At 65.8% G+C, this 25,437-nt stretch carries 26 protein-coding genes; 11 read left to right on the top strand and 15 right to left on the bottom strand.

From position 1 onward, the window contains the following. Position 1: 1 nt before the first annotated feature. The 3 genes from PZ895_RS17885 to PZ895_RS17875 form a co-directional block, all read right to left on the bottom strand. On the bottom strand, positions 2 to 313 hold the full coding sequence (locus PZ895_RS17885) for a hypothetical protein (RefSeq protein WP_275840342.1): 312 nt from the start codon (positions 311 to 313) through the stop codon (positions 2 to 4). A gap of 54 nt (positions 314 to 367) precedes the next feature. Further along, positions 368 to 1,267 carry an endonuclease/exonuclease/phosphatase family protein gene (locus PZ895_RS17880; RefSeq protein ID WP_275840341.1) on the bottom strand — a complete coding sequence of 300 codons (900 nt, stop codon included), beginning with the start codon at positions 1,265 to 1,267 and terminating at the stop codon, positions 368 to 370. Between the two features lie 62 nt (positions 1,268 to 1,329). Further along, the gene (locus tag PZ895_RS17875) at positions 1,330 to 2,772 is read right to left on the bottom strand and encodes a phospholipase D-like domain-containing protein (protein ID WP_275840340.1); all 1,443 of its coding nucleotides are present in this window, start codon (positions 2,770 to 2,772) and stop codon (positions 1,330 to 1,332) included. Between the two features lie 133 nt (positions 2,773 to 2,905). Here PZ895_RS17875 and PZ895_RS17870 point away from each other — a divergent pair, with 133 nt between their 5' ends. After that, positions 2,906 to 4,183 carry a phospholipase D-like domain-containing protein gene (locus tag PZ895_RS17870; RefSeq protein WP_275840339.1) on the top strand — a complete coding sequence of 426 codons (1,278 nt, stop codon included), beginning with the start codon at positions 2,906 to 2,908 and terminating at the stop codon, positions 4,181 to 4,183. A gap of 12 nt (positions 4,184 to 4,195) precedes the next feature. Here PZ895_RS17870 and PZ895_RS17865 read toward each other — a convergent pair whose 3' ends face one another. Next, a complete protein-coding gene (locus PZ895_RS17865; RefSeq protein WP_275840338.1) occupies positions 4,196 to 5,260 on the bottom strand; it encodes a dipeptidase in 1,065 nt (354 codons plus the stop codon). Positions 5,261 to 5,419: 159 nt separating this feature from the next. Between PZ895_RS17865 and PZ895_RS17860 the strand changes: the two genes are divergently transcribed. Next, a complete protein-coding gene (locus PZ895_RS17860; protein ID WP_275840337.1) occupies positions 5,420 to 6,262 on the top strand; it encodes an EamA family transporter in 843 nt (280 codons plus the stop codon). A 32-nt stretch (positions 6,263 to 6,294) separates the two neighbouring features. Here PZ895_RS17860 and PZ895_RS17855 read toward each other — a convergent pair whose 3' ends face one another. Genes PZ895_RS17855 through PZ895_RS17845 form a run of 3 tightly spaced genes read right to left on the bottom strand, consistent with a single transcriptional unit; the run spans position 6,295 to position 8,869 of the window. Next, positions 6,295 to 7,074 carry a MetQ/NlpA family ABC transporter substrate-binding protein gene (locus tag PZ895_RS17855; protein WP_275840336.1) on the bottom strand — a complete coding sequence of 260 codons (780 nt, stop codon included), beginning with the start codon at positions 7,072 to 7,074 and terminating at the stop codon, positions 6,295 to 6,297. Between the two features lie 51 nt (positions 7,075 to 7,125). Next, entirely contained in the window at positions 7,126 to 7,791 is a 666-nt protein-coding gene (locus PZ895_RS17850; RefSeq protein ID WP_275840335.1) for a methionine ABC transporter permease, read from the bottom strand. Next, a complete protein-coding gene (locus PZ895_RS17845; RefSeq protein ID WP_275840592.1) occupies positions 7,781 to 8,869 on the bottom strand; it encodes a methionine ABC transporter ATP-binding protein in 1,089 nt (362 codons plus the stop codon). Before PZ895_RS17845 ends, PZ895_RS17850 begins: the two co-directional genes overlap by 11 nt. Before the next feature lie 307 nt (positions 8,870 to 9,176). On the opposite strand from PZ895_RS17845, the gene PZ895_RS17840 reads away from it, so the two are divergent. After that, entirely contained in the window at positions 9,177 to 9,659 is a 483-nt protein-coding gene (locus tag PZ895_RS17840; protein ID WP_275840334.1) for a copper chaperone PCu(A)C, read from the top strand. A gap of 141 nt (positions 9,660 to 9,800) precedes the next feature. Continuing rightward, the gene (locus tag PZ895_RS17835; RefSeq protein WP_275840333.1) at positions 9,801 to 11,192 is read left to right on the top strand and encodes a CoF synthetase; all 1,392 of its coding nucleotides are present in this window, start codon (positions 9,801 to 9,803) and stop codon (positions 11,190 to 11,192) included. A 39-nt stretch (positions 11,193 to 11,231) separates the two neighbouring features. Here PZ895_RS17835 and PZ895_RS17830 read toward each other — a convergent pair whose 3' ends face one another. From PZ895_RS17830 to PZ895_RS17820, 3 genes are all read right to left on the bottom strand, one after another. Continuing rightward, complete coding sequence (locus tag PZ895_RS17830; protein WP_275840332.1) at positions 11,232 to 11,741, bottom strand: Dps family protein; 510 nt, start codon at positions 11,739 to 11,741, stop codon at positions 11,232 to 11,234. 78 nt (positions 11,742 to 11,819) lie between these two features. Beyond that, complete coding sequence (locus tag PZ895_RS17825) at positions 11,820 to 13,277, bottom strand: TrkH family potassium uptake protein (RefSeq protein ID WP_275840591.1); 1,458 nt, start codon at positions 13,275 to 13,277, stop codon at positions 11,820 to 11,822. A gap of 84 nt (positions 13,278 to 13,361) precedes the next feature. Beyond that, the gene (locus PZ895_RS17820) at positions 13,362 to 14,054 is read right to left on the bottom strand and encodes a D-lyxose/D-mannose family sugar isomerase (protein ID WP_275840331.1); all 693 of its coding nucleotides are present in this window, start codon (positions 14,052 to 14,054) and stop codon (positions 13,362 to 13,364) included. Positions 14,055 to 14,070: 16 nt separating this feature from the next. Between PZ895_RS17820 and PZ895_RS17815 the strand changes: the two genes are divergently transcribed. After that, positions 14,071 to 14,685, top strand: coding sequence for a nucleoside/nucleotide kinase family protein (locus PZ895_RS17815; protein ID WP_275840330.1), 615 nt, complete (start codon positions 14,071 to 14,073; stop codon positions 14,683 to 14,685). Here the strand turns inward: PZ895_RS17815 and PZ895_RS17810 are convergent. The 4 genes from PZ895_RS17810 to PZ895_RS17795 all read right to left on the bottom strand — a co-directional run bounded on the left by PZ895_RS17810 (position 14,682) and on the right by PZ895_RS17795 (position 18,646). After that, positions 14,682 to 15,632, bottom strand: coding sequence for a carbohydrate kinase (locus tag PZ895_RS17810; RefSeq protein ID WP_275840329.1), 951 nt, complete (start codon positions 15,630 to 15,632; stop codon positions 14,682 to 14,684). The two genes, PZ895_RS17815 and PZ895_RS17810, sit on opposite strands and share 4 nt — an antisense overlap. A 4-nt stretch (positions 15,633 to 15,636) precedes the next feature. Continuing rightward, positions 15,637 to 16,419, bottom strand: a complete 783-nt coding sequence (locus tag PZ895_RS17805; protein WP_275840328.1) for an ATP-binding cassette domain-containing protein — start codon at positions 16,417 to 16,419, stop codon at positions 15,637 to 15,639. Then, complete coding sequence (locus tag PZ895_RS17800) at positions 16,416 to 17,492, bottom strand: ABC transporter permease (protein ID WP_275840327.1); 1,077 nt, start codon at positions 17,490 to 17,492, stop codon at positions 16,416 to 16,418. The genes PZ895_RS17805 and PZ895_RS17800 overlap by 4 nt, the downstream gene beginning before the upstream one ends. Before the next feature lie 125 nt (positions 17,493 to 17,617). Then, positions 17,618 to 18,646 (bottom strand): sugar ABC transporter substrate-binding protein, encoded by a 1,029-nt coding sequence (locus tag PZ895_RS17795; protein WP_275840326.1) that lies wholly within the window; start codon positions 18,644 to 18,646, stop codon positions 17,618 to 17,620. A 190-nt stretch (positions 18,647 to 18,836) separates the two neighbouring features. Here PZ895_RS17795 and PZ895_RS17790 point away from each other — a divergent pair, with 190 nt between their 5' ends. After that, positions 18,837 to 20,051, top strand: coding sequence for an ROK family transcriptional regulator (locus PZ895_RS17790; RefSeq protein WP_275840325.1), 1,215 nt, complete (start codon positions 18,837 to 18,839; stop codon positions 20,049 to 20,051). 127 nt (positions 20,052 to 20,178) lie between these two features. Next, a complete protein-coding gene (locus tag PZ895_RS17785) occupies positions 20,179 to 21,165 on the top strand; it encodes a calcium/sodium antiporter (protein WP_275840324.1) in 987 nt (328 codons plus the stop codon). 41 nt (positions 21,166 to 21,206) lie between these two features. Here the strand turns inward: PZ895_RS17785 and PZ895_RS17780 are convergent, their stop codons facing one another. Further along, positions 21,207 to 21,749: a DUF2076 domain-containing protein gene (locus PZ895_RS17780; protein ID WP_275840323.1), complete on the bottom strand. Its 543-nt coding sequence runs from the start codon at positions 21,747 to 21,749 to the stop codon at positions 21,207 to 21,209. Positions 21,750 to 21,893: 144 nt separating this feature from the next. On the opposite strand from PZ895_RS17780, the gene pyrC reads away from it, so the two are divergent. The 4 genes from pyrC to PZ895_RS17760 all read left to right on the top strand — a co-directional run bounded on the left by pyrC (position 21,894) and on the right by PZ895_RS17760 (position 25,435). After that, positions 21,894 to 22,931, top strand: a complete 1,038-nt coding sequence (gene pyrC / locus PZ895_RS17775) for a dihydroorotase (protein ID WP_275840590.1) — start codon at positions 21,894 to 21,896, stop codon at positions 22,929 to 22,931. Further along, a complete protein-coding gene (locus PZ895_RS17770) occupies positions 22,928 to 23,122 on the top strand; it encodes a DUF3329 domain-containing protein (protein WP_275840322.1) in 195 nt (64 codons plus the stop codon). The genes pyrC and PZ895_RS17770 overlap by 4 nt, the downstream gene beginning before the upstream one ends. A gap of 64 nt (positions 23,123 to 23,186) precedes the next feature. After that, positions 23,187 to 24,758 (top strand): AMP-binding protein, encoded by a 1,572-nt coding sequence (locus tag PZ895_RS17765; protein WP_275840321.1) that lies wholly within the window; start codon positions 23,187 to 23,189, stop codon positions 24,756 to 24,758. Further along, positions 24,755 to 25,435: a glutathione S-transferase family protein gene (locus PZ895_RS17760; RefSeq protein WP_275840320.1), complete on the top strand. Its 681-nt coding sequence runs from the start codon at positions 24,755 to 24,757 to the stop codon at positions 25,433 to 25,435. The genes PZ895_RS17765 and PZ895_RS17760 overlap by 4 nt, the downstream gene beginning before the upstream one ends. The last annotated feature ends 2 nt before the right edge of the window (positions 25,436 to 25,437 follow it).

Here is a 25,437-nt window from a genome sequence, read left to right as displayed (position 1 = left end):
CCTACCTCGCGACGATCTCGTGGAACGAATCCTTGCGTCCCGGCACTTCCTCGGAAACCACCAGCGCGAGCTGCTTTTCCTCGAAGATCTTGAACCAGTCGTCCCATTCGACGATCTCGCGCCCGCCGAGTGCGATCGAGGCGTCCGCGCCGCGATCCTGGTCCTGGTAGGAAGCCTGATCGAACACGATCGACAGGATCGGATCGTCGCCACCGACGGAGGGCGAAGCCTCGCTGATGGCCGGCGAGCCCATGCGGGCCGCGGCCCAGTCGCGGATTTCGTCGCGGTCGGTGAGGGTGCGTGTGGCTGCCATTTCAGTAACTCCTGTTATTCCACCCAAACGCCGGCGGGGCAGGGGAGTTCCGGTTCAGGCGGCCTCATCTTCCGCATTGCGCCCGGCCTGCCGCGCCACCGGCTTCATGTCGATGAACGCCTTGATCGGGCGGTGGTCGGAGGCGACGCGGGCGAGCTCTGAATCATGCACTTCGAGCCTGGCGACGAGGCTTTCCGGCGTTCCGAAAATGCGGTCGAGCGCCAGCACGGGATAACGCGCGGGAAAGCTCGGCAGCGCCTCGCTCGGGCCGAAGGAGGCGGGCAGGCGGGTCAGTGACGAGCGTCGACCTAGCCGCCATTCGTTCAAATCGCCAAGGATCAGCGTCGGCTTGGTGCCGCATTCGGAGACTTCGGCGATCAGTGTCTCGATCTGCCGCTTGCGCGAATGGCGCAGAAGGCCGAGATGCGCCGCGATGACGCGCAGGACGCCGCCCTTGACCTCGAGGTCGACGACAATCGCGCCGCGCGGCTCGGCGCCCGGCAGCTTCAGCTTCTGAACGTCGCGCACCGCGCCCTCCCGGTAGAGAAGCGCGTTGCCGTGCCAGCCATGGCCGGTCGCGTGGGCCGCGACGGGAACATGGGTGAGGCCCAGCTTTTCCTCGATGTGGAGAAGATCGAGCAGACCGTCGCGCTTGCCGAAGCGGCGATCGGCCTCCTGAATGGCGACGATGTCGGCGCCCAGTTCGTCGATGACGGCGGCGGTGCGCATCGGATCGAACCGGCCGTCGGTGCCGACGCATTTATGGATGTTGTAGGAGGCGACGACGAGATCGGCGCTGTCGCCCGCGCCATCGTGGCGCTCGTAGACGGACTGGGCGTCGCGCAGATTGGCGATGAGCCGCGAATTCCTGATCGTCTTGATCCTGCCGATGCGGCGCAAAGCCTTCATCACGTCATCCGGGGTTTTGTCGAGCATCGTGACTGCTAACGTCATGCCCAGCAATCCGTTGCAAGTATGACGTTTTGGCGAACGCAGCCCGTCACATTCAATTTACCCTACAAATAGGGCGACGCCAGCCAGACGATCCGGTTGCGCAGGCGCTTCAGGAAGGGGCGGCCGGTCAGCGTCACCAGCGTTTCCTCCTGGCCGCCCTCGATGCGGCGCCTCAGATGCGCCTCGATGCCGGCGGCGAAATCGCGGTCGAAGATTTCCATGTCGAACTCGAAGTTCAGCCTGAGACTGCGCGTGTCGATGTTGGAGGAGCCGATCAGCGACCAGGTGCCGTCGACGGTCAGAAGCTTGGAATGATCGAACGGCCCGTCCGAACGCCAGACCCGGCAGCCCGGCCCGATCACCTGGTCGAGCTGCGACGTCATCGCGTAGTCGACGAGGCGCAGATTGTTGGCGGCGGGAATGACGATGTCGACCTCGACGCCGCGCCGGGCCGCCGAGGCGAGCGCGCCGACGATCTGGAGATCCGGCAGGAAATAGGGCGAGGCGATCATCAGCCGATGGCGCGCGACGGCGGCCGCGCCCATCACCATCGCATGGGTGGCGTCGAGCCGCGTGTCGGGGCCGGAGAAGATGACGCGGGCGATGGACGAGCCGGAGAGCTTTGGCGTCGCCGTGCGCCAGACCTGGCCGTCGAGCCGTTCCTTCGCGACGAAGTACCAGTCGTCGGCGAAGACGGCGAAGAACTGCGAGACGACGGGGCCGGTGACGCGGAAGTGAAGGTCGCGATGCGGCTCGCGATTTTCGGCCGATGTGACGAAGCCCTCGCGGATGTTCATGCCGCCCGTGAAGCCGACGCGCCCGTCGACGACCATGATCTTGCGGTGGTTGCGCAAATTCGCGTAGGGCAGGCGAAAGCCGATGATGTTGCCGAGGAAGAGCCGGTTCGGCACGCCGCCGTCGCGAAGCTGCCGGCGGATGGAGGGCCGCGAATAGCGCGCGCCGACCGCGTCGATCAGCACCCGCACCTCGACGCCGCGCCGGCGGGCGCGCGCCAGCGCGTCGGCGACCTGCCGGCCGGCCGCGTCATTGTCGAAGATGTAGCTCGACATCACGACGAAGCGTGTCGCGGCGTCGATCTCCGCGATCATCGCCGGATAGGTCTCGTCGCCGCCCTCGAGCGTCTCGACAGCGTTTCCGGCAGTCAGCCAGAAGGGCGAGACGCGGTCGCCCAGCGTCTTGATCGCCTGGAAGCGCGGCTCGGCATGGATTGCATCGAAACCCATGCCCGGCTCGGCGCCGGCGGCGGCCTGCACCTCGTCGCTCGACTTGCTCTTGCCGATCGTCTCGCGCCGGATGCGGTTGATGCCGGCCACCGCGTAGATGACCGCGCCGAGGATCGGCGACAGCAGGATGATGCCGACCCAGCCGATCGCGGCGCGCACGTCGTCCTTCGTCATCGCCGCATGGATCGCCGCCGGAATGCCGATGGCGAGGCCGAGCGTGAAGAGGATATAGGGCCAGTATTCCTGAAGCGTTGCGTACATCGTTGCCTTTTGCCAGTTTCGACAAACGCCAAAGGGCGCCAGTCGATCCCTCCGGTGGATCATGCCGCATTTCGCGCTGTCAACCGATGCCGCTTGATGGCACAAGCGGGGGAAGGGATGGCGCGGGGGTTCGATGGACTGGCGGTTTGCACTCAAGATCGGCGCGTTTCTCGTCGCGACCGCTGCGCTCAGCCTGCTCGCGGTCAATCTGATGCCGGACGAAACGGACATCAGGCGGCCGGTGCCGCATGTGGTCGCGGTGTCCGATCCGGCCTTCCTGCGCACCATGCACGCGGTCTTCGACGGCGATATCGCAGGCGGCCACGCAATCTCGACACTGGTCAATGGCGACGAGATATTTCCGCCGATGCTGGAGGCGATCGAGGCGGCGGAAGTCAGCATCAATTTCGAGACCTACATCTACTGGTCGGGCGAGATCGCGCTGACTTTCGCGAACGCGCTCGCAGCCAAGGCGCGCGAGGGGGTGCCGGTGCGGGTGCTGGTCGACGCGGTCGGCAGCCTGCCCTTCGACGAGGACATCATCGCGATCATGACTGGTGCCGGCGTCGTCTTCGAGCGCTTCCGGCCGGTGCGCTGGTATACGCTCGATCGCGTCAACTACCGCACCCACCGCAAGCTCTTGATCGTCGACGGGCGGATCGGCTTCACCGGGGGCGTCGGCATCGGCGACGAGTGGCTGGGCGATGCGCGCAACCCGGACGAATGGCGCGACAATCATTATCGCGTCGAAGGCCCGGTCGTCGCCGACATGCAGGGCGCCTTCGCCGAAAACTGGCTGGAGGCGACCGGCGAAGTGCTGCAAGGCGACGCCTTCTACCCCGAACTCGAACCGGCCGGCGAGCTTCTGGCGCAGCATGTGAAGTCGTCGCCCAATGGCGGCTCGAAATCCATGCACCAGATGCTCCTGATGGCGATGGCCGGCGCGAGCGAGCATATCCGCATATCCATGGCCTATTTCGTGCCCGACGACGTTTCCATCGCGCAGCTCGTCGAGGCGCGGGCGCGGGGCGTTCAGGTCGACATCATCGTCCCGAGCGCGCTGACCGACGTTCCGATCGTGCGCCACGGCTCGCGCCATTTCTGGGGCGAACTTCTCGAAGCCGGCGTGCGCATCTTCGAATATCGGCCGACCATGTATCACCCGAAAGTCCTGATCATCGACCGGCACTGGTCGACCATCGGTTCGACCAATCTCGACGAGCGCTCCTTCCGGCTGAACGACGAATCCAACCTCAACGTCTATGACGAGACCTTCGCGCAGACGCAGATCGACGTGTTCGACGCCGATCTGGCGCTGTCGGACGAAGTGACGCTGGAGCAATGGCGCAATCGCGGAATGTGGGAGAAGACCAAGGACTGGGCGGCGAGCTGGTTTCGGACGCAGCTCTGACGCCCCGGACGATCAGCCGCCCCACGTCTCCTTCAACACCCGCAGCCAGTTGCCGAAGCACAGCTTTCCGATTTCCGCCTCGCCATATCCATGCGCGCGAATCGCCTCGACCAGCTTCGGCAGGCCGGCGGCATCACCCAACATTTGCGGCACCATCGCGCCGTCGAAGTCCGAGCCGAGGCCGACCGAATCGATGCCGGCCTTTTCGACCATGTGATCGATATGGCACAGCATCACGTCGAAGGGCGTGTCGGGCCTCATGCGTCCGTCGGCCCGCAGGAATGCCGTGGCATAGTTCAGCCCGACGATGCCTCCGGTCTCGCCGATCGCCTTCAATTGCGCGTCGGTCAGATTGCGCGCGTGGGGCGTCACCGCATGGGCGTTGGAGTGGGAGGCGATGAGCGGCGCGTCGGTCAGTTCCGCCACATCCCAGAAGCCCTTTTCGGTGATGTGCGACAGGTCGAAGGCGACGCGGAGCGCGTTGCAGCGGCGCACAAGCTCGCGGCCGAGATCGGTGAGGCCGGGGCCGGTATCGGGCGTAGAGGGAAAGCGGAACGGCACGCCGTGGCCGAAAACGTTCGGCCGGCTCCAGACCGGGCCAAGCGAGCGCAGGCCGGCCTGATGGAGCACGTCGAGAGTGTTGAAATCCGTGTCGATCGCCTCGGCACCCTCGATGTGGAGCACGGCCGCGAGATTGCCGGCATCGACCGTGGCGGCGATCTCGGCTGCCGTGCGGCAGACCTTCAGCCGGCCTTCGGCCGCCGCCTCGATGCGGAAGAGAAGCGCGGCCATCGCCATCGTCTCGGCCAGCGCCGCATCGGTCGCGCAGCGGTGGGGCAGCGGCGCGTCATAGGTCGGCTGGTTCATGATCGCCTCGACATCGGCCTCCTTGCCGGGCGAGGGGATGAAGATCGCGAACAGCCCGGCGCGCAAGCCGCCTTCCAGCGCGCGCGGCAGGTCGATATGGCCGCCGACGCCGCCATTCAGGAATTCGGCGACCGGGTCGGCGCTCTTCTTCAGGTGAAGCCGCAGCAGCGTGTCGTTGTGGCCGTCGAAGATGGGTGTCGGTGTCTGCATCAGGTATCGATTCGCTTTCCGGTCGCAAGTCGTTGGAATTCCAGTAGAGCATATATGCGGTGAGGCAATCGCTACATTGCCGTCTGGACTAGGGGCGCGGCGCGGCTTGGGCCAAGCGCACAGATTGTCCTTTTCCTTCGCCGGCTATAGTGCGGGGCCATGAGCCTTACCGTCATCGCCATCGTCCTTGCCTCCGCCCTGATGCACGCGGGCTGGAACGCCGTCCTGCGCTTTCGCGGCGACCGCATTGCCCTGATGACCATGCTGGCGGCGATGAGCGCGCTGATCGCGCTGCCGGGGCTGTTCTTCGTCGACGTCCCCCGTGCCGAGGCGTGGCCGTGGCTGGCGCTCTCGGTCTGCCTCCATCTCGGCTACAACGTCTTCCTCGCCAACGCCTATGCGCATGGCGAACTTGGGCAGATCTATCCGCTGGCGCGCGGTTCGGCGCCGATGCTGACGCTCGGCGCCAGTATCCTCCTCCTCGGGGAGGACCTGACGCCCTTCGCGACGGTCGGCATCGTGGTGCTCGGCCTCGGCATCGTGACGCTGTCGCTCGATGGCGGCATCAAGGCACTGAGAGCCTCGCCGCGCGGGATCGTCTTCGCGCTCGTCACGGCCGTCTTCATCACCGGCTACACGCTCTCCGACGGTGTGGGCGCCCGCACGGGGCAGGACCCGCACGCCTATGTGCTGTGGCTGTTCGTGCTCAACGGCATTCCGCTTCTTGCCTGGGCCTTCTGGCGGCAGGGCAAGGCGACGGCGCGCATGATCGCGCAGAACTGGAAGGCGGGCTTCATCGCCGGCGCGCTGTCGCTCGGCGCCTACTGGATCGCGATCTGGGGCTTCACCGTCGCGCCGATCGCGCTGGTGGCCGCGCTGCGCGAGACGAGCGTGATCTTTGCGGTGATCATCGGCATCCTGTTCCTCGGCGAGAAGATCAAGGCGCAGCGCGTTCTCGCCATCCTCATCGTCATCGCCGGCCTCGTGCTGATGCGCCTCTAGAGAAGGGCGGCTTTCGCCGCCCTTTCAGAGACTTACCAGGCGGTCAGCACCGAGCCCTTGAAGGTCTCGTCGACGAAGGCTTTCACCTCGTCATTGTGGTAGGCCGCGACCAGCTTGGCGACCCATTCGGCATTCTCGTCGGCCGCATTGACGGCGATCAGATTGACGTAGGGCGCCTTGGCGCCTTCCTTCAGGATCGGGTCGTTGGCCGGGTCGAGGCCGGCTTCGAGCGCGTAGTTGGTGTTGATCGCGGATGCGTCCGTATCGGCGAGCGAGCGCGGAAGCTGCGCGGCGTCGAGTTCGACGAAGTTGAAGTTCTTCGGGTTCTCGGTGATGTCCGCAATGGTGACGTTGAGGCCCTTTTCCGGGTCGAGCGTGATCGCGCCCGAGTCCGCGACCACCAGCAGCGCGCGGCCGCCATTGGTCGGGTCGTTCGGGATGCCGATCGTCGCGCCGTCCGGCAGCGCCTCGAAGCTCTCGTGCTTTTGCGAATAGATGCCCATCGGGAAATTGACCGTGTAGGCGACGTCGATGATCTCGAAGCCGCGATCGCGGACCTGGTTGTCGAGATAGGGCTTGTGCTGGAACGAGTTGGCCTGCAACTCGCCGTCGTTCAGCGCCTGGTTCGGCACGACATAGTCGGAGAATTCGAGGATCTCGATCTCGAGCCCGTCGGCGGCGGCGATTTCCTTCACCTTTTCCATGATCTGCGCGTGCGGTCCGGGCGTCACGCCGATCTTGATCTCCTGCGCGAAGGCGGAGCCGGCGAACGCAGTGGCGAGCGCGGTGCCGAGGATCAGTTTCTTCAACATTTTCAGAAGTCTCCGTTTGCGATCAGATGGAAAGATTCAACGCGTTGCCAGCTATCTGGGGCGGGCGCGCTTGTCGAAATGGCGGGCTAGACGGTCGCCGGCCGACTGCACGATCTGCACCATGACGATCAGCACGACGACGACCGCGAGCATCACATCGGGCATGAAGCGCTGGTAGCCGTAGCGGATGCCAAGGTCGCCCAGTCCGCCGCCGCCGACCGCGCCGACCATCGCCGAATAGCCGATCAGGCTGACGATTGTCAGCGTCAGTGCCAGCGTGATGCCGGGACGGGCTTCGGCGAGAAGCACCTTCCAGACGATCTGGAACGGCGAGGCTCCCATCGCGCGCGCGGTCTCGATCAGACCCGGATCGACCTCGCGGATCGCCGATTCCACCAGCCTTGCGACGAAGGGGATCGTCGCGATCGTCAGCGGGACGATGGCCGCCGTGGTGCCGATCGACGTGCCGGCGACGAGGCGGGTGAAGGGGATGATCGCGACGACGAGGATGATGAAGGGCGTCGAGCGCGTGGCGTTGACGATCGCGCCGAGGACGCGGTTCGTCACCGGCGCGTGGAAGAGTTCGCCGCGTCCCGAGGTGGCGAGGAACACGCCGAGCGGGATGCCGATCAGGGACCCGATGAGGGCGGCGACCGAGACCATGTGCAGCGTCTGTCCGGTGGCGCGGACGATGAGCCATACGATATCAGGCGACATGGCCGAGCACCTCCGTGGTGAGTCCGAGCCCGGCGAGGAAGGCGCGGGTCTCGGCGATCTTGGCGTCGTCGCCCTTGAACGAGACGATCAGCGTGCCGAAGGGACGGCCGGCGATCTCGTCGACCGCGCCGCCGAGGATGTTCACTTCGAGGTCCATTTGCTTCGACAGGCGCGAAAGCACCGGGTCGGTGGCATGGGTTCCGGTAAAGACGATGCGCACCACCGCCTCGCTGCCCGGTGACGGCTCCGGCCTGATCCGCGCGGTGACGAATTCCGGCAGCGTCATGCCGGGAATGCCGGCGAGCAGCGCCTTCGTGGTCTCGTGCTCAGGGCGGGTAAAGACGTCGAAGGTCGTGCCGCTCTCGACGATCCGGCCCTGTTCGATCACCGCGACATGGTCGGCGATCGACTTCACCACTTCCATCTCGTGGGTGATGAGGATGATCGTCAGGCCGAGTTTCTGGTTGATGCGGCGCAGGAGCGCCAGCACTGAAAGCGTCGTTTCGGGATCGAGCGCCGAGGTTGCCTCGTCCGACAGGAGAAGTTTCGGCTGCATGGCGAGCGCGCGGGCGATGCCGACCCGCTGCTTCTGGCCGCCGGAGAGTTCGGACGGGTAGCGGTTGCGCTTGTCGGCGAGCCCCACGAGGTCGAGCAGCGGCGTCACGCGCGCCTCGATCTCCTTGGCGGAAACGCCGGAAATCTCCAGCGGCAGCGCCACATTGTCGAAGACGGTGCGCGAGGAGAGGAGATTGAAATGCTGGAAGATCATGCCGATCTGCCGGCGCGTGTCGCGCAGTGCCTTTTCGCCGAGCGGTGCGATGTCCGTTCCGTCGACCAGCACCTTGCCTGCGGACGGCTTCTCCAGCCCGTTGACAAGGCGGATCAGCGTCGACTTGCCGGCGCCGGAACGGCCGATGATGGCGGTGATCGAGCCGCGCGGGGCGGCAAGGTCGATGCCGTCGAGCGCGACGACCTCGCCCGAGGCGCGCCCGGCGGGAAAGCTCTTGGAGACGGCTTCGAAGCGGACGATCGCATCCGTCGACGCGGCCTCGGCGGCAGCAAAATTGCGGGGCGCCATGTTCATGCCGGCCAGCCTGCCGGTCGCGGGGCGTTCATCGTCATTGTCCTTGCCGGGCCTTTCCGAACCGCAGGCTCCCTCCCAAAAGCTGCGGTCGTCTCTGTCATGTTCTTCATGGCGGCGTGACTACGCCTTCGTTCCGGCCGCGACAATGCGCAAATTCGGGACGCAGTGTAGAGAATTTGCATTCCAAGATTGGTGGGATGGCGGGAAAAGGATTTCGGGTTTTCGCCGGCGCGTTTTGCCGCACAGGAAATTCGCTTCCTCCGGTGGTAGAACCAGCGTCAGGAGATCAGGAGACAGAGGCATGAAGTTCATCCCATCCATCGCCCTTGCCGGCGCCCTTGCAGCATTCGCCGTGCCGGCCTCGGCCCACGACTTCGCCGCCGGGGATCTGACGATAGACCATCCGTGGTCGCGGGCGACGCCTGAGGGCGCGCGGGTTGCGGCCGGCTATGCCTCCATCACCAATAACGGGTCGGAAGCCGACCGGCTGATCGAGGTGCGCAGCGATTTCGCGGCCTCGGCCGAAATCCATGAGATGGCGGTCGACGGCAACGGCGTGATGACCATGCGGCCGCTTGCAGACGGCATCGAAATCCCGGCAGGCGGCGAAGTGAAGCTCGAACCCGGCTCCTTCCACATCATGTTCATGGGCCCCGAAAGGCAGTTCGTGGAGGGCGAGAATTTCGCCGGCACGCTGGTCTTCGAAAAGGCCGGCGAGGTCGAGGTCGAGTTCGCCGTCGAGGGAATGGGCGGAACGGGCGGGCAGTCTGGTCACAACCACTGATGGCAAAAACCTCGCGGCGCCGACGGGCCGCCTCGGCGGAATGTTAACCATTGCTTAAGGTTGCGATTGTGCGGTGAGGCGAACAGGCACAGTGATGCGTTTCAGGTGAGGAACAATGCGTCGCACTGAAAGCCCAGGACCATGCGGATCGTCGACATCGCACGCAGCGCCTATACCCGCACGCCGGCACCGATAAGGCGTAGGCTGGCGCCACTCGTCGCGCTCGTTCCGCGCAGCCTGAAATACGGGCCGGCTTTCGAGCGCTGGCGGCGGGACATCCGCCAATCGCAGACCGATCCTGCCTTCGCGGTCGAGCGGGCGCAGACGCAGTTGCAGGGGCTTCTCAGCAAGGCGTCGGCGGGCAGCGCGTTCTGGCGCAAGGTTCTCGGCGCCGCGGCCTTCGCGACCTTCGAACTCGAGGCGCTGGCGAACGTGCCGATCACGACCAAGCAGATGATGCGCGAGGCGGGGGACGCCGCGCGCGTCGACGCATCGCCTGCGCTTGTCCATACGACCACCAGCGGCTCCAACGCCGAGGCGCCGTTCGAATTCCTGGTCGATGCCGACCGCAGCGTGCGCGAATTCGCTTTCGTCACCACGGCCTGGGCCCGCGCGGGCTACCGGCCGGGTGACGCGCGCGCCGTCCTGCGCGGCTTTCGCCTCGACAACGCCAATGCGCCTCATCAATGGGACCCGGCGCTGAACGAACTGCGACTTGCCGTCTTTCCGCTTGGACCCGTGGAAGCGGCCGCGATGGCGGACGAGATCGAGCGGCGACGCATTGCCTACATTCACGGCTATCCATCCGCGATCGAGCTGTTCGCGCGCCATCTCGACAATGCCGGGCGCCGGCTGGCGCATCGGGTCCGGGGCATCTTTCCGATCTCAGAGCCCCTTTTCGCCCACCAGCGCGCGCTTTTCGCCAGGGTCTTCCCGCAGGCAGACATCGTGCCTTTCTACGGCATGAGCGAGAAAGTCGCCTTTGCCGTCGAACGACCGGGCGAGGCGGGCGTCTACACGTTCGAGCCGCTTTACGGGCTGGCGGAACTGGTCGACGATGACAGCGCGCCCGTCGCGACGCCGGGCACCGAAGGGCGGCTTCTGGGCACCGGCTTTATTTCCACCGGAATGCCTTTCATTCGCTACGACACCGGCGACCGGGCGCGACTCGTCGAGGCGGCGACGCGCGAAAATGGCTGGCGGCTGACGGTTCGCGACATCGCCCCGCGCCGCAAGCCGGATTTCCTGGTTGGCCGCGATGGAGGCCGGATCGTCGCCACCGACCTCGTGCCGGAGGACGTGACGCTCCTGCGCGGGCTCGCCGAATGGCAGTTCGTGCAGGACACGCCCGGCATCGCAGCTCTTCGCTATGTGCCGGCGACCGGAGGCGGGGAAACTGACGCCGAGCGGCTTGCAAGCGCACTCGAAGCGCGAACCGACAGCCGCCTGCACTTCGACATCCAAGAGGTCGCGTCGATCGCGTCCGGCACGCATGGCAAGCGCGCCTTCATCGTCCAGAACATCATTGGCTGAAGGCCGTTGGACGATCGCTGCCCGCCGGCTTGATTGCTGCTATTCGGTGACGACCGCGCGCAGCATCCACACGACCTTTTCGTGATAGGTCATGCGGCCGACGAGCATGTCGTGCGAGACGAAATCCTCGGCTTCCTCGGCCTGTTCGGCCGCGTCACGCATCTTGCGGATGGCCGACTCATGGCCGTTGACGAGATCGGCGACCATGTCGTGCGCGGACTTCGAATCGGCGCCGAGCTCGATCACGATGTCGGCGCCCTTGTTGCCGGCGACCGGCGCGCGATAGCCAAGGGCGCGGATGCGTTCGGCCAGTTCGTCCGTCGCCTTGAACAGATCGTTATACTGTTCCTCGGTCATCACATGGATCGAATGGAAAAGCGGGCCGACCACGTTCCAGTGGTAGATGTGCGTCTTGACCAGAAGCGCATAGGTATCCGCCAGGATCGCGGAGAGGCTTTCGGCGACGGCCTTGCGATCTTTTGCGGCGATGCCGGTATTGATTTCAACGTCCTTGGGCTTGGTGTCGAGAACCTTGGCGCTTTTCGCCATGAGAATGCTCCTGTCGAGGCTGGGGATGACCTTCCGGTCGTTCGCTCCATGAACAGTCTCTAATGTGAAATGTTCCGATCAATGTCGCCAGAATGCAGGCGACATCAGGACGAGGACCGCCAGGATTTCGAGACGCCCAAGCAGCATGGCCGCGATCAGCACCCATTTTGCGGCATCGGAGAGAGGCACGAAATTGCCGGCCGGCCCGATGATGTCGCCGAGGCCGGGGCCGACATTGGTCAGCGCGGTCAAGGTGCCCGTCACGGCGCTGACGAGGTCGAGGCCGGTCAGCGTCAGGAGTAGCGTGCCGACGCACAGCAGAATGAGGAAAACGGCGACGAAGAGCGTGGTCGCGCGCTGCATGTCGCCGTCGATGACGCGCTTGCCATAGCGGATGGATTGCACCGAATTCGGATAGATCAGCTTGTTCAGGCCGCGCGCGAGAAGCTGGTAGAGGATGTAGAACCGGTAGGCCTTGATGCCGCCCGAGGTGGAGCCGGAACAACCGCCCAGGAAGGTGGCGACGAAAGCGCAGCCGACGGCGAACGGCCCCCAGGCCGAATAGTCGCCGCTGGCATAGCCCGTCGTGGTGATGATGGAAACGAAATTGAAGGCCGAATGGGTCAGCGCCGTGCCGAAGCCGATCTCGGTCGTCACGCGCAGATAGATCGCGACGGCGAGGATGAAGCCCGCGCAATAGGTCGCGAAGACGCGGATCTGCGGGTCGCCGAGTGGATCGATCCGGCCGCGCACGGCGAGCAGGATGAGGATCGAGAAGGGCAGGGCGCCGACGAACATGAAGACCGTTCCGATCCACAGGATCGCCGGCCGGTCGGCATAGAAGCCGAGCGAGGCGTCATGGGTGGAGAACCCGCCGGTCGAAAGCGTCGTCATGGCGTGATTGATTGCGTCGAACGCGGTCATGCCAGCAGCCGCATAGGCGAGCGCGCAGATCAGCGTCAGAGCGGCATAGATGCCTAAAAGCGCGATGGTGTAGGTCGAAAGTCGGGCGAAGGGCCGGTCGCCGATGTCCGAGGATTCGATCTTCAGATAGGAAACGCCGCCGATATTGAGAAAAGGCAGGACGAAGAGGCCGAGCGCGATGACCCCGACGCCGCCGATCCATTGCAGGAGCGAACGCCACAAGAGCAGGCCCGGCGGCAGCGAATCGAGGCCGGCGATCACGGTCGATCCTGTCGTCGTCAGCGCCGAGACGCTTTCGAAGATCGCATCGGTGACGCTGAGGCCGATCGAGGCGGCATAAAGCGGCACGGCGCCGGCAATGGCGGTCGTGACCCACAGGACATTGACGAGCAGGAACCCGAAGCGGGCCGAAAGCTGGGGCGAGGAGCCGAAGGTCGCAAGCGCGACTCCCGCCGACAGGCCGCCGACCAGCAGCCCCGACAAGGTGAAGACCTGCCAGTCCGGGTTGCCGACATAAAGGTCGACCACCGCCGGAAGGGCCATGAAAAGCGCGAGATAGGCCGAGAAGATCGCTGCGACGAAGGTGACGGCGCGAATATGGAGCGTGTTCAAGATGCTGTCGAACCACACGGTATGATCCGGCGAGCTATACGCCCGAACATCAATCCTGACCAGACGGGCTGGCGCCCGCACCGATCACGAATTGCGGACGAGCCATGCCGGATAGTCGCTGACGAGAAGGTGCAGCGGCATCTCGTCCTCTTCTATTTCGGCGAAGCGGCCGATCTTCTCGCGGAAGACATTGTCGGTCAGGTCGTCATTGACGGTCGAGACCTCGCCGATCAGCACGTCGCCGCCTTCGCCCCAGAAGGCGTGCCAGTTGCCCGGCATCAGCGTCACGCTTTCGCCCGGCGCAAGCTGCAACTTGCCGCCGGCAGGCAGTGTGCGCGCGATGCCGTCGCAGGCGACGGTGACGCCGCGTGTCGCATCGAAATCGCCATTCGGGTCGGAGCCGAAGAGCTCGACCACAAGCGTCGCGCCGCCGCGATTGATGATGTCCTCGGCCTTCAGGCGATGCGTGTGCATCGGGCTCAACTGGTCGCGCCGCGAGATGAGGAGCTTTTCGGCATAGCACATGCCGCCGCCGCGCTTCAGGTCCGCGAGGCGGCCGTTGCGCAAGGTGAAGAGGAACAGGCCCATCTCGTCGAACCGGCCCGCGCCATAGTCGGTGATGTCCCAGCCGAGACGCGCGTCGACGATCGCCTGCGCGTCGCTTCGCGCGCGAAACGCTTCAGGCGTCCAGCGGGCGAAGGGCGGCAGGACGAAGCCGAAGCGGCGCATCATCTCGTCAGCCCGGCGCATGATGTCGTTGATTTCAGAACGTTTCATCGGTTCACTTCGCAGTATGGATTCGGTTGTCGACATTGCCGGGAAGATCGAAGAGCGGGCCAAGGGGCACGTCCGCTTCGTCGTCGCTCTCGCCGGGCCGCCGGGCTCCGGCAAATCGACGCTGTCGGAGCTTCTGGCGGATGCGCTCGGCGATGCGGCGATCCTTCAGGGTGATGGGTTCCACTACGACAATGCGATCCTCGACGCGCTCGGCCGGCACCAGCGCAAGGGCGCGCCGGACACGTTCGACGTCGCGGGGCTCGAAAGCGTCGTCATGCGCGTGCGTGCCGGCGGGGATGTCGTGGTGCCCGTATTCGACCGACCGCTCGACCTGGCGCGGGCCGGCGCGGCGCGGATTTCGGCCGATGCGCGGTTCGTCATCGTCGAGGGCAATTACCTGACGCTCGACGCCGCGCCATGGAGCGCGCTGCGCCCGCTCTTCGACCTGACGGTGCTGATCGACGTGCCACGCGCCGAGCTCGAAAAGCGGCTGATGCGCCGCTGGCTCGATCTCGGCTGGAGCGCGGACAGGGCGGCGCATTGGGTGGCGTCGAACGACATGCCCAATGTCGATCTCGTCAAGGCGCATGGCGCATCGGCCGATATCGTCTGGCGGCCGCACGTGCTTTAGGCCCGCGCTGCGAGCAGCCGCCATGCAGGCGCGGAGATGTCGGCCGCCCAGGGCGGGTTGGCGCCGGGACGCGAGACGGCGACGGCGGCGACTTCCGCCGCGCGATCGAGACAAAGGCGAAGATCGCCTTCGCCCATGGCCCGGAGCGCATCCTTGTCGAGACGGCAAAGGCCGTCCAGCGCTTCGAGGAAGCCGGCATTGAAGGCGTCACCCGCACCGACCGTATCGACGATGGCCGCCGGTCGCGGCGGCACCGAGATCGTCCTGCCGGAGATGTGACCGGTCGCGCCGCGCGCGCCATGGGTGGCGAGCACGAGCGAAGGGCCGGCGGCGAGCAGTTCACCAATGAAAGCGTCGGCGTCGGGCGAGATCCAGTCGAGGTCTTCGTCCGACAGCTTGACGATGTCGGCGCCTGCCATCATCCGCATCAATCGCGCGCGGTAGGCGGCCTCGTCGGTGACGAAACCGGGCCGGATGTTCGGGTCGATCATCACGAGCCGGCTTGCGCGCTCGCGCGTCATCAACGCCTCGAAGGCCGATCCGCAGGGCTCGGCGACGAGGCTGATGCCGCCGAAAAACAGCGCCCGCACATCTTTTGCCAGGGTTGGGAGACCGGCAGGAGACAGGAGCCGGCTCGCGGTCGCCTCGTCGTAGAAATGATAGCGGGCGTGGCCGTCTTCGAGCGTGACGAAGGCGAGCGTGGTTGGCTGACTGGTGCGCGGACACAGCGAAAAATCGACGCCGGACGCGGCAAGTTCAGCGGCCAGCATATCGCCGAAAAGATCGGTCGACAGGCCATTGAAGAAGCCCGTTCCGACGCCAAGCCGCCCGAGCGCGACGGCGGTGTTGAACACCGCGCCGCCGGCATGGGGCACGAAGGCGCGCCGCCCGTCCGCAAGTTCGACGGGCAGCATGTCGATCAGCGCGTCGCCGCAGCACAGGATCATGGCGTCACGCCGCTTCCGCCAGTTCCGGCGGCGCCTTGGCCCCGGTCATGAACGCCACGGCGTCCGACATGGTGTGCTCCTTCGGGTCGATGACGCACAGGCGCCGGCCGAGGCGATGGACGTGGATGCGGTCGGCGACCTCGAAGACATGCGGCATGTTGTGCGAGATGAGCACGATCGGCATTCCCTTCGAGCGCACGTCGAGGATGAGTTCGAGCACACGGCGCGATTCCTTGACGCCGAGCGCGGCCGTCGGCTCGTCCATGATGACGACTTTGGAGCCGAAGGCCGCCGCACGCGCCACTGCAACGCCCTGGCGCTGCCCGCCCGACAGCGTCTCCACCGCCTGGCCGATGTTCTGGATCGTCATCAGGCCGAGTTCGGAGAGCTTGTCGCGGGCGATCTTTTCCATCGCCGCGCGGTCGAGCAGCCTGAAGATCTGACCGAGAAAGCCCGGCTTCCTTATTTCGCGGCCGAGGAACATGTTGTCGGCGATCGAGAGCGCCGGCGACAGAGCGAGGTTCTGGTAGACCGTCTCGATGCCGGCCTCGCGCGCCTCCATCGGCGAGCGGAAATTGATGACATTGCCGTCGAGCCGGATTTCGCCCTCGTCGGGCCTGATTGCGCCGGAGATGGCCTTGATCAGCGACGACTTGCCGGCTCCGTTGTCTCCGATGACGGCGAGGATTTCGCCCGGATAAAGATCGAAGTCGGCGCGGTCGAGCGCGGTGACGCGGCCATAGCGCTTGACGAGGCCGCGAGCGGACAGAACGGGCTGAATGATCATGACGAAAGCTTCCTGATCCACTGGTCGATGGCCACGGCGACGATGGTGAGCCAGCCGATGGCGAAGACCTGCCACAGAACGTCGACGCCGGCGAGGCGCAGGCCCGAATTGAACACGCCGACGATCAGCGCGCCGACGAGCGGCCCCAGGATCGAGCCGCGCCCGCCGAAAAGCGAGATGCCGCCGATCACCACGGCGGTGATCGATTGCAGGTTCGCCTCCTGGAAGGACTGTGGCGAGACCGAGCCGACGCGGCCGATCGAGGCCCAGGCGGCGAGGCCGCAGACGAGGCCGGCCAGCGCATAGACAGACAGAAGCGTGCGGTTGGTGCGGATGCCCGAAAGTTCGGCCGCTTCCTTGTCGTCGCCGATGGCGTAGACGTGGCGGCCCCAGGCGGTTCGGTTCAGCATGAACCACAGGACGGCGAAAATCAGCACCATCAGGATCGAGCCATAGGTGAACTGCGCGCCGCCGACGCGGAAGCTCTGGCCGAAGAATTTGAGCAGCGGCGCGGCCGCGTCGATGTCCTGACTGCGGATCGACTGCGCGCCGGACAGCCACAGCGTCAGCGCGAAGAAGATGTTCCAGGTGCCGAGCGTGACGATGAAGGGCGGCAGCTTGAAGCGGGTGACGAAGAGGCCGTTAAGCGCGCCGGCGGCGGCGCCGCCGACCATGCCGATGCCGATGGCGAGCGGAGCGGGCACCCCGAGCCCGACCGCCAGATTGCCCGCCACGACCGACATCAGAACCATGATCGCGCCGACCGAAAGGTCGATGCCGGCGGTCAGGATGATGAGGCTTTGCGCGGCCGCCAGAATGCCGATAATCGAGACCTGCTGCATGATCAGCGACAGGTTGAAGGCTGAGAAGAAGTTCGCGCCGGCGATGAAGCCGAAGGCGACGATGCTGATGCCGAGCACGATGAAGGGCACCATGGTCGGATTGGCATGGAGCACATGCTGCAACCGGTCGATGAGGTTCTTGTCGTGCCCCTCGAAGGCGGCGACGGCGCGATCGCTCTTGTCCAGGTTCGTCTCGAATTCCTGGCCGCGCCGGGCGCTGGTATCGGTCATGCTGCTTCCTCCCAAAAGCGAAGCGAGTGTGAACCTGATCGACGTCGGGGTCAAAAACTTCGGCACAGCCGGTCGGCTGCTGGCGAGCGATTCAGAACCGCCCGCCGCCCGAACTCAGGGGCCAATCACCCCCAGCATTTCTCAAGGCCCTCGGCCGAGTCGATGGACTCGACGCCGTCGGCCGGCTGGTCGGTGATCAGCGTGACGCCGGTGTCGAAGAAGTCGAGCCCTTCGGTCGGCGCCGGCTTTTCGCCGGTCTCGGCGAATTTGGCGATCGCCTCGATGCCCATCGACGCCATCAACAGCGGATATTGCTGCGAGGTCGCGCCGATGATGCCTTCGGACACGTTCTGGACGCCGGGACAGCCGCCATCGACGGAGACGATCAGCACGCCTTCCGTCTTGCCGAAGGATTTCAGCGTCTCGTAGGCGCCGGCCGCGGCCGGCTCGTTGATCGTGTAGACGACGTTGATGTCGGGGTCCTTCTGGAGAAGGTTCTCCATCGCGGTGCGCCCGCCTTCCTCGTTGCCGTCGGTCACGTCATGGCCGACGATGCGCGGGTCGTCCTCGTCGCCGATCCGGTTCTCGTCCTTGATGTCGATGCCGAAGCCGCTGAGGAAGCCCTGGTCGCGCAGCACGTCGACCGATGGCGCGCTGGCCGAGAGGTCCAGCATGGCGATCTTCGCGTTCTCGGCTTCGGCGCCGAGCGTCGCGGCGGCCCACTGGCCGATCAGTTCGCCGGCCTTGAAATTGTCGGTGGCGAAGGTCGCGTCGGCGGAATCGATCGGCTCCAGCGGCGTGTCGAGCGCGATCACCAGAATGCCGGCGTCGCGCGCCTGCTGCACCACCGGCACGATCGCCTTGGTGTCGGACGCGGTGAGCAGGATGCCCTTGGCGCCCGAGGCGATGCAGCTTTCGATCGCCTGAACCTGCGTCTCGTGGTCGCCGTCGATCTTGCCGGCAAAGGTCGACAGCCTGACGCCGAGTTCCTGCGCCTTGGCTGTGGCGCCTTCCTTCATCTTGACGAAGAAGGGGTTGATGTCGGTCTTGGTGATCAGGCAGGCCGAGACCTCTTCCTGCGCGGCTGCCGGGCCGGCCAGCATCAGGGCCAGGGGAGCGGTTGCCGCCAGAGCGAGCTTGATCGTCGTCTTCATCGCAAAATCCTCCGTTGAACTGACCGCCACCTCCTGGCGGGAACATTGCGCGGCCGTTCGGGCGGCCATCGCAATCTGCCGTCAGGGAACCATTGTTGCCGCTGTGAGTCAATTAATAAATCAATCTAATTTATAATTGACGGTCGACGTGCCAGACTGCATGTTCGCCGATGACGCTTGGGAGGGCGCATTGCTGGACGATCCGCACACGACGCCGCTTTTCGATCCGCAGCTTCGCGGCTCCAACCAGTCCGGAATGCGGGCCTGGAACGAGCGGCTGGTCCTGTCGATCCTGCGCCGGCAGGGGCCGATGTCGAAAGCCGACATCGCCCGCATCACCGGCCTTTCCACGCAGACCGCCTGGGTCATCATCCGGGCGCTGGAAAAGGATGGGCTGCTCGAAAAGGGCAAGCCCCAGCGCGGCCGGGTCGGCCAGCCCTCAGTGCCGATGTCGCTTGCCCCGGACGGCGCGCTGTTCCTTGGCCTCAAGATCGGCCGGCGGTCGAGCGAACTCGTGCTGATGGATTTCGTCGGAAACATCCGTGCGCGGCGCACGCTGGTCTATCGTTGGCCGACGCCCGGCAGCGTGCTCGAATTCGCCCATGGCGCCATCGATGCGGTGGTGGGCGAAATCGCGCCAAAAATGCGTGCGCGCATTGCCGGGCTCGGCGTCGCGATGCCGTTCCAGCTCTGGCAGTGGTCGGCGCGGATCGGCGCCCCGCCGGCCGATCTCGCCGGCTGGGAAACGCTCGACATCCGCGCCGCGCTTGCCGAGGCCTATCCCTTCCCGGTCTTCCTGCAAAACGACGCCTCGTCGGCCTGCGGCGCCGAGCTCATTTTCGGCGACGCGGTGCCGGCGGGTGATTTCCTCTATTTTTATGTCGGCTATTTCATCGGCGGCGGCGTCGTCCTCGACGGCCAGCTTTACACCGGTCGCAGCGGCAATGCCGGCGCGGTCGGCTCGATGCCGGTGCGCCGCGACGATGGAGTGACGGTGCAACTCATCGAGCGGGCCTCGATTTGCGGGCTGGAGGAATTACTGGAAGCTGCCGGCCGGCCGGCGCAAAGCCTTTGGGAAACGCCGTCGGCATGGGGTGTCGATGCGGGCATTCTCGACCGCTGGATCGAGGCGGCGGGGGCGGGCATCGCCGATGCCGCGCTTGCCGCCGTCGCGCTGGTCGATTTCGACGCGGTGATCATCGACGGGTCGATGCCGGCCGACGTGCGCAGGCGGCTGGTCGCCATCGCCGAAGCGCGGATGCGCGGCCACAATCTTTCCGGCGTGGCGGAACCCGTCTTCGGCGAAGGCTCGCTGGGACCGCAGGCGCGGACGCTCGGCGCGGCCGCGATTCCGCTTTCGGAGCGCTTTCTGGTCGACCGGAACGGCCTTTTGATGCCGGCCTGAAGCCATTATTCTTCGAATCTTGCCGCTCACGCCTCCAAACCCCTTGAAGAACGGCCGGGCGACTTATCTAAAGCGCGTTCACCGACCGCGCTGGCGGTCTTCGTGCCGAACGATCCCGGAGATATGAATGGAAACCTGGCTCCCCCTCATCGCCGGACTGATCCTGCTTGTGATAGGCGGTGAGCTTCTGGTGCGCGGCGCGGTCAAGGTCGCCAGCAATCTGGGTGTCTCGCCGCTCGTCATCGGTCTGACGCTGGTCGGCTTCGGCACCTCCTCGCCGGAACTCGTCACCTCCGTCCAGGCGGCGCTCAGCGGATCGCCCGGCATCGCCTTCGGCAATATCGTCGGCTCCAACATGGCCAATCTCCTGCTGATTCTGGGCGTCTCGGCCTTGATCACGCCGATCGCCATCGCATCGGGCGCGCTGCGGCGGGACGGCGCGGTGATGGTCGCGGCCACGATCGTCTTCGTCATCCTGGCGCTCGTCATGCCGCTTGGCCGCGCCGTCGGCCTCGCCTTCGTCGCCGCGCTCGCCGTCTATATCTACACCGCGTTTCGCCAGGAGAGCAGCGGGAGTGCCGATCATGGCGCCGCGCACGGCAAGTCCGCCGCTGCGCAGGGCGTCGATCCGGGGTTTTCCAGCACAGCCGGCGGCTCGACCTTGATGGGCCTCGTCACCGCCATCGCCGGCCTCGCCATCGTGGTCGGCGGCGGCTATCTCCTCGTCAACGGCGCGGTGGCCATTGCCCGCTCATACGGCATTTCGGAGACCGTCATCGGGTTGACCATTGTCGCGGTCGGCACCTCGATGCCCGAACTCGTGACGTCGCTCGTCGCCGCCTTCCGCAAGCAGGCCGACGTCGCCTTCGGCAACATAATCGGCTCCAACATCTACAATATCCTCGGCATCGGCGGCGTGACCGTCCTGATCGCGCCGAGCGAAGTCCCGGCCGAGATCGCCAATTTCGACAATTACATCATGATCGGCGCGTCGCTTCTGGTGCTGGTGCTCGCCTATACCGGCCGCAGGATCGCGCGTTGGGAAGGCGCGCTGCTTCTGGCCGGCTATATCGCCTATATCGCCCTGCTCTGGCCGACCGGCAACGCAGCCTGAAGGATCGTCGCGGCGACCGGCCGGAGACTCGCCACGAAACGTCACATGTCGAAACCGCCGAAATCGCCGCCATCCATGCCGGGATCCTCGAAATCGGCTTCGGCCTCGTCCGCGCCGGCATCGGCCGCCTCCGCGTCGCCGGCGAACATGCCGCCCAGCATGTTGGCGAGAAGAACGCCGCCGGCCACGCCCATCGCGGTCTGCGCCGCGCCGCCAAGAAAACTGCCGCTTCCCGCGCGCGCGGCAGCTTGCTGCGGCACGCGCGGCGCGCCCATCGGCGAACGCCCGACGCGCGGAACGGAGCCTCTGGCATTTTGCGCCGCGCCGCCGAAGAGGCCGCCGAGAAAACCGCCCGAGCCCTGCGCCGCGCTCGATTCGAGTTCGGCGATCCTCGCCTGCGCCGCCTTCAGCGCCTCTTCCTGCACGACGATGGTCTGCGCCATGTAATAGGGTGCGCCAGGCTGGCGCGCGATCCGGTCGCGGATGAAGTCTTCCGATTCACCGTCGCGCTTCTGTCCCTGCCGTTCGACCTCGGCGAGTTTGCCGAACAGTTCCTCGATCGCCTGCTGGTCGTTGCGGTCCATTGAAATCTCCTTCCATTGTTCGAGACGTGAATTCGCAGGTCTCGCTCTCGATCCCGCATCGTCCGTCGAAAAGCATATAGGTGGTCTTTCGGCCCGCTGCCGAAATCGTCTAAGGAGAGCCGCAGGATGCGGCTGGAGGACGAGATGAAGCGATTGACGATCAGGCGGCCGGACGACTGGCATCTGCACTTGCGCGATGGCGCGGTGCTGAAGGCGGTGACGTCCGACACGTCGGCGCATTTCGCCCGCGCGATCGTGATGCCCAATCTCGTTCCGCCGGTGGTGACGACGACGGACGCCGCGGCCTATCGCGACAGGATCCGCGCCGCCATCCCGGCCGGCCACGACTTCGCGCCGCTGATGACGCTCTACCTCACCGAAGGCACCAGCGCCGACGATGTCGAGGCCGGGTTCCGCTCCGGTCTCGTTACCGCCGTAAAACTTTATCCCGCCGGCGCTACGACCAATTCGCAAAGCGGCGTGCGCGACATCGCGAAGGTCATGCCGGTGCTCGAACGCATGGCGTCGATCGGCATGACGCTCTGCGTCCATGGCGAGGTCACCGATCCGGCGATCGACATCTTCGACCGCGAGGCGGCGTTCATCGAACGCGTGCTTGCCCCGCTGCGCGCGCGGCTGCCGGAACTGCGCGTGGTTATGGAGCATGTCACGACGAAGGACGGCGTCGATTTCGTCAGCTCGCAGCCCGAGAACATGGGCGCGACGATCACCACGCATCATCTGATCATCAACCGCAACGCCATCCTCGCCGGCGGCATCCGCCCGCATTACTACTGCCTGCCCGTCGCCAAGCGCGAGGAACACCGCTTGGCGCTGCGCCGCGCCGCGACGTCGGGCGACGCGCGCTTCTTCCTCGGCACGGATTCCGCACCCCATGTCGACCCCTTGAAGGAATGTGCCTGCGGTTGCGCCGGCATCTATTCCTCGCTCAACACCATGTCCTGCCTCGCCCATGTCTTCGAGGAGGACGGCGCGCTCGACCGGCTCGAAGCCTTCGCCTCGCTCAACGGCCCTGCCTTCTATCGCCTGCCGCCCAACGAGGCGACGATCACGCTGGAGAAGCGCGCGGCGGCGTGGGACTATCCGAGGAAGCGCAATACCGGCGAGGACGACATCACCGTCTTCGATCCGATGTTCCCGCTCCACTGGGTCGTCGCGTGAAGCTCTTCGACACAAACCATCCGTTTTTCCGGCCGCTCTGGATCAGGCTTGCCGTCTGCGCGGTCGCCGGCGGCTGGGCGGTTTTCGAGTTCTCGACCGGCGCCACGGTCTGGGGCCTGATCTTTGCCGCCTTCTTCGCCCTTTCCGTCTGGGGCTTCTTCGTCGATTTCAATCCGCGCGAACCTGACTGACGCGTTGCGCGCGGCGGCCGGTCATGCTCCCTTCCGAGCGTTGCGTGAATCGGGAGGAGATGCGTTGACGAATGAAGACCAGGTGGTGCCGGCACCGGGCATCGATCCGCACATCGTCCGCCTATCGTCCGGCCTCACCATGGGGGCGCTCTTCGCCAATGCCGTGCGCTCAGGGTCGGAACGGATCGCCCTTCAGGAGGGCGGGCGGACCGTCACCTATCGCGACCTCGACCAACGCAGCACACGCCTCGCCAATCATCTGGCGGGGTTCGGCGTCAAGCGCGGCGACCGTATCGCCATAATTTCCGAGAATCGCTGCGAATATATCGAGACCTTCATCGCCTGCGCCAAGCTCGGCGTCATCGCCGCCTCCCAGAACTGGCGGCTGGCCGACGCCGAACTGCGCCACTGCGTCGAACTCGTCGCGCCGAAGCTGATCCTCGCCTCACGCCGCTTTTCCGAACGCGCGGCCGCGCTCGCCGACATCGCGCCGACGCTGGAGTTCGGCGCGCCCTATGAAGCCGCGCTCACGGCTGTGAGCCCCGCACCAGTTTCCGACAGATGCGACGGCGAGGACGGGCTCGTCATCCTCTATACGAGCGGGACGACGGGAATGCCGAAGGGTGCGCTGATCAGCCAGCGGGCCGAGATCGCGCGCGCCTACATCCAGATGACCGACATGCCGAATACGGCCGACGACGCCTTCGTCGCCTGGGCGCCGCTCTTCCACATGGTCTCGACCGACACCGTTTTCATGACGCTGATCCAGGGCGGCAAGGTGATCGTCACCGACGGGTTCGACGCCGACCAACTGGCGCGGATCGTTGCCACCGAAACGCTCGGCCGGCTGACGCTGATGCCGGGCATGATCACTGCCTTCCTCGATGCGATGAAGGCGGACGGGCGGCCGGCGCGCGGCGTCAGATGGGTTGGCGTGATGGCCGATCTCGTCCCGCGCGAGCAGCTTGCCGAGATCACGAGCGCGGTCGGCGCACCCTATCTCAACACGTTCGGCGCGACCGAGACCGGTTTTCCGCCCGCCTCCCTCTCGACCATCCCGGTCGGCGTCGTGCCGGCCTCGCTCGACAAGCGCCAGAGCTCGTTCTGCCGGATCAAGCTGGTCGATCCCGACGGCCGCGAGGTGCCAGAGGGCGAGCCGGGCGAGCTTGCGATCCGCAGCCCGGCGCTCTTTTCAGGCTACTGGAACAACGAGGCGGCCAATGCCGAGGATTTCCGCGGCGGCTGGTTCCACATGGGGGACGTCTTCAGGCGCAACCCGGACGGCACGCTCGCCTTCGTCGACCGGCGCAAATACCTCATCAAATCCGGCGGCGAGAACGTCTATCCGGCCGAGATCGAGCGCGTGCTGCTCGCCCAGCCCGAAGTCGCCGACGCGGTCGTCGTGCGCAGAAGCGATCCGCAATGGGGCGAGGTGCCGATCGCCTTCGTGGTGGCGAAGGAGAAGCTCGACGCGCAGGTGCTGATCGAGCGCTGCCGCACCGAGATCGCACGCTACAAGGTGCCGAAGGAAATCCGTTTCGTCACCGACGCCGACCTGCCGCGCAGCACCACCGGCAAGATCATGCGGCACGAACTCGAAAAGCGCCTGACCGGCGGCACTGGAAAAGACGGATGATCGACCTCTACCACTGCGTGAACGCCCGTTCCTTCCGCCCCCTCTGGACGCTGGAGGAAATGGGGCTGGCCTACACGCTCCACGTCCTGCCGTTCCCGCCGCGCTATCTTGCGCCCGGCTACAAGGACATGAACCCGCTCGGTACGATTCCGCTGATGATCGATGGCGCAACGCGGATGACCGAATCCGCCGCGATCTGCCACTATCTGGCGACCCGCCACGGCCCGAGCCCGCTTGCCGTCACGCCGGACGAAGCCGACTACGGCGCCTATCTCAACTTCCTTCACATGGGCGAGGCGACGCTGACCTTTCCGCAGACTTTGGTGCTGCGCTATCGCCATTTCGAGGAGGAGCAGCGGCGCCTGCCGCAGGTCGCCGACGACTATGAGCGCTGGTTCCTCGCCCGCCTGCGCGCGGTCGACGCGCGGCTGGCGGGCCGCGATTACCTTTGCGCCGGCCGCTTCACCGCCGCCGACATCTCGGTCGGCTATGCGCTGATGCTCGCGGCGACGATCGGGCTCGACGCCGAGTTTTCCGATATGCTCAACGCCTATTTCGGCCGCATCCGCGCGCGCGGCGGGCATCGCCGCGCGCTGGAACGACAGGCCGAAGGCGCAAAATCCCTCGGCCCTGTCGACGCATTCGGTCGGCCGATCGCCCCGCCGGCGGAGGGCTGATC

This window comes from Mesorhizobium sp. YIM 152430 (genome assembly GCF_029210365.1).
GTDB lineage: Bacteria > Pseudomonadota > Alphaproteobacteria > Rhizobiales > Rhizobiaceae > Aliihoeflea.
This window is presented reverse-complemented; position numbering and strand designations above follow the sequence as displayed.